The following is a 6,110-nucleotide window of genomic DNA, read 5'->3' as shown; positions in this document are numbered from 1 at the left end:
AGATATAATACAGATCAAGTAACTGTTGCCATAAGTGATTTAACTATTACCCTGGCCAACGGTGACGAACAAATAATTCCTGCACCAGAAATAATTGACCCAGTCACATTCTTCGAAGGTTTAGCTCAGAGATATCTGGCGCAATCACTGGTTCAGCAGCAAGTTGTCGGCACGGTAATAGGTAGTGAAACAGATTCGAGTATTATTGAGAAGACTGTTTCGGAGCTTGATCAAGGAACGCTTGATTTAGTTTACGAATTTATTGACAGAGACGCACAAATACAACTCTATGAGTTAAAAAAGGTATTACAAGACTACATTTACGCTGATAATAATTACGATGAATGCGAATTTAATATTGATGACTTTAGTGAGTATTATTTCAAAAACCAAGAATATAACCGAGCAATAGCTAACTGTGAATCAGCTTATCAAGTGTATAGAGAGAATCTAGCGCCTTTGTTAAATGACCAGGAACTGTTTAGAGCTACAATATCAGCTTATCAAACAGGTGCAGGAGCAAGTGAGTTTGAAATAAGTACGGTACAATTGCTGTTGGACTATATCAAAGACGTGTCTTTTTACGAAATAACTTCTCTTTTGAGAAGGTCTATGTACCCAAACCCAGTAAATGAAGATGGCAGTTTTAATCGAGAAGGGGTTAACTCTATTGACTGTTCAAAGTTTCCGGGCCATCAAATGCTTGATGCTGAGCTGCCTATATATTCCGAGCGAGTAGCCTCGCTTAAAACTCAATTACTTGCGCGTGAATCTTTCTTCACGAATGCTGAAGTCCTGGAGAAAATAAAACAGTTGAGCATTGCTAGGGTTGAAATTGAGCTTCTCTCTCATATAGATGAACTCCTGTCCTCGTCAAATTATTGTTATGTTTGGGGGTGGGGTGCTATTGATCTTGAAGGAGATAGAGCTCCTTGGGAAAGTTATTTTGAAGACGATCTCCCCGCAGCACTTAACTTGTTTCAAGCCTTACAAACAGAACTTAACTCATACTCTGTTGAAGAGCCCATTAATGAAACGTATGTAGGTTTTGAGGAAAGAATGCGAGACGAAGAGCGTTTAATTCCAATAATGGTAGGCGATATTGTCACGTTTGTTCCTGCAACTGTAGAAGTTCCTTATATTCATCAATGGGAAATGGAAGTTGGTGAGGCTCAAGATTTTTATGAGGAAAAATACAAGTATTACTTTGGTCAAATGGAAGCGGCTGTTTCTAGCTCAGCTTCAGAGATTTCAGAACTAGATAATGGTATAGATAGTGACTTAGCGACTATAGAAGCTCGACTTGGTGCCGTTGACGAAGCTTTATATGTTATTGATGAAGACGGAGCCGCAGCACTTGCCCAAAGCCAGCAAGACTTGAACAGCACTCATGGTAAGTTAACACTTTGGCATGCAGCCAAGCGAACACCAAAAGGCTACCTCCAGACAGAGATATTCGGAAATGGCTTATACACGCATCGAGATTTAGATCCTGAAACCGGCTTGGTAGAGCAGATTAATACCGCCATTGTGAATGGAAGTTCACTGAGGCAGCTCACCTATAGCTATGATGACCGTGGAAGAATCATCGATAAAACCGATACCAATGACCTCGGTAATACAACAACAGAAACTTTTCTGTATACAGATGATCAAGGGCGACTAAGCGATTGGACGTTTGATCAATCGATATATAATCAACCGCAGTATAGTCTCACATATTCTTACGAGCATGATGAACGGGGGAATATAACTCGTAAAACGAATGCTGGAATCATGACTTATGATCCTTTAACAAATCAACTTGACTCAAGAAGCTTTGAAGGAAGTAATTTCAGTTATGCCTATGACGCAAACGGAAATATGCTAACAGGCGATGGCCGAAGTTATGTTTGGGCATCGTTTAATAAAGCACAATCCGTTACAGCAAATGGCCAAACAGTCTCCTTCAAATACGATGCGTCTCAAAAACGAGTGGTAAAAACAACTTCAGGTGAAACGCGATACTATGTTCAACCCGGTTACGAATACGTTAAAAAAGGTTCAGAAGTAATACATCGCTATACTGTTTGGGCTGATGGCGATGCAGTCGCGGTGATAGAAAAAACGGATACTGTTTTGGAGGATGAGATAGCACAAGCCAAAACAGCAGATAAAGTTTCCTATATTCATAGGGACATATTGGGAAGTGGGGAGCTAATCACTGACTCTCGTATGCAGGTTGTTTCTAGACGCTATTATTCACCTTATGGTTCGTTGATTGATGATTTAATTCAAGATCAGAAAGATCAAATCAATCACTTAGACCAGGAAACAGCAGTTGTTGCAGAGAGTAGTGACGTAGGGGCAGACGTATGGGGTGCTTTCGAACAAGAAGGTGAGGGCGATGATTTAATCTCTCGGTACATTGCTGCTGAAACAATGACTGAGCTTTCAGGCGTGCGAGGTTTTACATCTCATGAGTCGATTGACGAAATTGGCCTAATAAACATGAATGCGCGCCTCTATGATCCAGTGATTGGTCGTTTTACATCAGCAGACTCAATGATCCCTGATATTGAAACACCACTAGATTATAACCGCTACTCCTATGTAAGAGGTAATCCCGTCGTTAGTCGAGACCCTACTGGACACTACGGTCATATCATTGCTGCTATCTTACTATATGCTGCGTCACATTACGGTGATAACCCTACATGGCAGATGGCCTCTAGTATTATTCTCTCCGCAACAATGATGAATCCAGATGTTGGGGTTTTAGGTGGCTCTAAAATGACGGTTGGTGTTGCGATGACCCGCTCGGCAGTTACTAACTTAACTATGTCCTTTTTGCAATCAGGCAAAATTGGGCGAAAGTCGCTTGAAAATGCAGCAATAGCCGCTGCTTCTGCTGGCGTCACAAATGGCATTGCAGAGGGTGGTTGGATAAATAACCCAGACGGCTACTGGCATATTGGTGGTAGCTGGGCCTTGATAACGGCTACGCACATGGTCAGTCAAGGTGTCATAGCAGACCTACGCGGGGATAAGTTTATTCATGGGGCGGTTTCTGCGCTGGCCTCTAAAATTGGTAGCTACGCCACTCGTGGTTTTGGTGATCCTTTAAGTATAGAGAGAACAGTAGTCGTTGCCACGTTTGGAGGTTTAGCTTCTCGCGCGACTGGCGGTGACTTTGCTCAAGGCGCTATTCAAGCGGCGATGGTTCATTTGTTTAATGAGTTAACGTCAGAACAAAACGGCTGCCCCGGTTGCGTCGAAGTTACATTTAAGAATGGAAATAAAGGCTGGGTTCCTCAGAGTGTGATGAATTCTGGCGTCATTATGGCTGATCAAGCTGACGCAACGTCATTGGAATCATATACCACTACAACGCAAAAAGAATATGCGACAGCATTTTCTGTTGTTGGAACTTTAACGATCCCTTATTACCTAGTCTCAGGAGCTTCAGCAATGGGTGCTCTTTGGCTGGACTCAGAAAGTGTTACTAATTTAATAGGGGTACTTTTGTTGCCCGCAGCTCCTATAGCCAAATTCCTGGATGATGCATTTTTCTATGGTGGTAAAGGGTTCCAGGGAACAGTAGATACGGCCGGTTATGCTAATGATGCGATAGACTTTACTAACACGTTATCTATACCGGAAAAGACTAATTAATGATGGAGGCGAAACCTATGAGTAATAATCTATCGGGGGAATCTCGGGTCAAGTTTTTGGTTATATGCGCTATTTATGGACCGGCAATTATCACTTTGAAATTTGGTGTAGGGTTCAGTGTCCTGTATCTCTTATTCATCTTCCTTTTGGTCAAGACTAATAAATTATTTATTGAAAGGTGTAAATATAGTGCATTTAAGTATTTCATCGTGTGTGCTCCGCTACTTATGTTAGGTCTAGCTGTCGCGAAAACTATAGTTTCCGAAAATGATTATTTAAATGGAGTTTTTTTCTTCTTTCTGGCTTTAGTTTTTGTTACTAGCGTTATAGTGACTAATAAAAGTAGAGAATTTGTATTGAGTGATGGAGATTAAAAAAGTATGTATCTAAATGTTCTCAGTTTCTAGCAAGCTTATTAAAGGCAGTCTATTAAGGTCCACTTTAGGCTTAAAGCAGACGTTGGCGGTTTGGTAAAAAAGCTGTTTTAAACGGCAAAAATACTAATTTTGAATGATGAATAATTACATTCACTAAGCAGAATTTGCTTTCAGGAATAGGGCAAATTAAACGCCAGGAATGGCATGGGTGTATCGCTTTCAATGATGGGTTTGATACCTAATTATTCAGCCTTTTATAGGTTGAAACGAGTACTGTGTAGGTGGTTTCGTAGATGAAAATAATGAGCTTTGGAATTATATATGAATAAGATTATCGGCCTCATAATGATCTTTTTTAGTACATCTGTTTTTGCTGGGCATGCTTGGTTAACTGTTTACCCCAAAAATGTAAAGCTGCTTGGAAGCGGACTGTTACTACAAGGTCAGAATGAAATTGAGAATATTTCTTTAGTAACTTGTGCAACGAATAAAACTTCAATTTACCTAAAGAATAGTGACGAAATGTTTGATCAAAAGTTATCGATGGCTTTGTCTGCACAGGCCCAAGGTAAAGCTATTCAGACCTTGATTTATAGCCCGGATTCTAACCCTGATGCGTGTACGACTGTCTCTGCGCATGGAAGTGTTGGAACGGCTTACTTCTATTATTGGCATTTAATGGGCGATTAGTAGAGGCGAGTAGGGCCGGACAAAAAACCTTGTAATTAATGCATCTTATTTTGATGTTTATTTTATGTTCCGGCATTAGGTCAATTTAGGTTGATTCTGGAATGTTATTAGTCAAAGGATTTTAGAATGAAAGTAGCAGTTTTAATTATGCTGACATGTGTTTCTTTTGGAGCATATGCTGAAAGGTTTTGGACAAACGAACTAGTTGATTGGCACTTCCATCTAAATAATGGCACTTCCTATGTTACTAGCCCAGCATTTCCAGAAGAGTGCAAATACAGTAGAGCTCAAATAGATATTGCGGGCGATGAGTATAAGAAAGCGATGTGGTCTTATATTCTTGCAGCGAGTAAAGCTGGAGAAAAGCTTCAAGTGGTTCTTGATCATGATCGTTCAGCATCTGCAGACTCGATAGTTTGTAGAATTCTTTCTGCTGATGCACGTAAATAGAAACCCGAATTAGGCATGTTATAGGTGCTTATAGCTAGTAGCTATAAGGTCTCAAATAGGTTGGAAAGGGAAGTCGAGTAATGAGAAAGTTATTTGTTGCAGGAATATTATTGTTATTAACAAATGCGGCTCTAGCGAATTACGAGTGTAAGGGTGCTGTTAAGTATATAGGTTTAGGTGATAGCTTATACGTGAATATTGGCTTTGGTATTCATAAACTATGTACCTTGGCTGGAGATACGTCAGATCAATGCAATGCTTGGTTTGCATTATTTTTGTCCGCCCAAGCTCAAGGAAAAGATGTTGGTGTTTCTTATAGAGACTCGACAGGTAAGATAAGCTCAGATGAAACATGTAGCGCGATTGGTCATTGGGTTGTTCCTTCAGATGAAGTTTATTTTGTTAACCTATACATGTGACATTCGCCCATAGTCTAGTCAAAAATAGGTTGATGATAGAAGCTGATCAATCACAAAAAACTGTGCCGCTTCATTGTCGAGGAAGTACATTAAATATGAACTTGTTTTAGGCAAGTTCTACTTACGAAAAGAGTGTAAAAAGTGAAGTTCTTAAAGATTATCGTCGTAGCTTTTTTATTAATCACAGCAAATGTGCATGCTGCTGACATAGCATGTGCAGGTAAAGTTAGTGCGTTAATGGCTGAACATAATAGTTGTAAAGATAGTACAGGAAAGAAACAGTTTGCATTTAAATTATCAGGAATGTCTTCATGGAAATGTAGTGGTAGTGATACTGCTTCATCATTATTGCTGGCATCGAAAGTGGCGGATAAGTCGCTCAGTGTGTATATGAGTGATGCAAATGGTGCAACATGCACCACCCATAATGGTTACCTGAAGGCTAGTTACATCATACTGTACTGAACACAATAAACATCGAATTAAGGCTAGATCACGGATTCATTTTGTCTGGTTTAGG

At 40.1% G+C, this 6,110-nt stretch carries 5 protein-coding genes; all 5 read left to right on the top strand.

Annotated elements, in window-relative coordinates; all coding sequences use genetic code 11:
- The coding region (locus tag A3757_RS14635) for an RHS repeat domain-containing protein (protein ID WP_197470059.1) at nucleotides 1-3,654 on the top strand (3,654 nt) is incomplete at its 5' end.
- Nucleotides 3,655-4,352: 698 nt separating this feature from the next.
- Nucleotides 4,353-4,721, top strand: a complete 369-nt coding sequence (locus A3757_RS14625) for a hypothetical protein (protein ID WP_068739844.1) — start codon at nucleotides 4,353-4,355, stop codon at nucleotides 4,719-4,721.
- A gap of 126 nt (nucleotides 4,722-4,847) precedes the next feature.
- Nucleotides 4,848-5,171, top strand: a complete 324-nt coding sequence (locus A3757_RS14620; protein ID WP_068739842.1) for a hypothetical protein — start codon at nucleotides 4,848-4,850, stop codon at nucleotides 5,169-5,171.
- A gap of 80 nt (nucleotides 5,172-5,251) precedes the next feature.
- On the top strand, nucleotides 5,252-5,590 hold the full coding sequence (locus tag A3757_RS14615; protein WP_068739840.1) for a hypothetical protein: 339 nt from the start codon (nucleotides 5,252-5,254) through the stop codon (nucleotides 5,588-5,590).
- A 141-nt stretch (nucleotides 5,591-5,731) separates the two neighbouring features.
- Nucleotides 5,732-6,055: a hypothetical protein gene (locus A3757_RS14610; RefSeq protein WP_068739838.1), complete on the top strand. Its 324-nt coding sequence runs from the start codon at nucleotides 5,732-5,734 to the stop codon at nucleotides 6,053-6,055.
- Nucleotides 6,056-6,110: the final 55 nt, after the last annotated feature.

This window comes from Oleiphilus sp. HI0117, assembly GCF_001635235.1.
The sequence above is the reverse complement of the archived record's forward strand: the minus strand, read 5'-3'. Positions and strand labels throughout refer to the sequence as shown.

What these genes read in the sequence shown, in the direction of transcription:
- A3757_RS14620 (WP_068739842.1), top strand. Translation starts at nt 4,848, where the DNA reads ATGAAAGTAGCAGTTTTAATTATGCTGACATGTGTTTCTTTTGGAGCA.
- A3757_RS14625 (WP_068739844.1), top strand. Translation starts at nt 4,353, where the DNA reads ATGAATAAGATTATCGGCCTCATAATGATCTTTTTTAGTACATCTGTT.
- A3757_RS14615 (WP_068739840.1), top strand. Translation starts at nt 5,252, where the DNA reads ATGAGAAAGTTATTTGTTGCAGGAATATTATTGTTATTAACAAATGCG.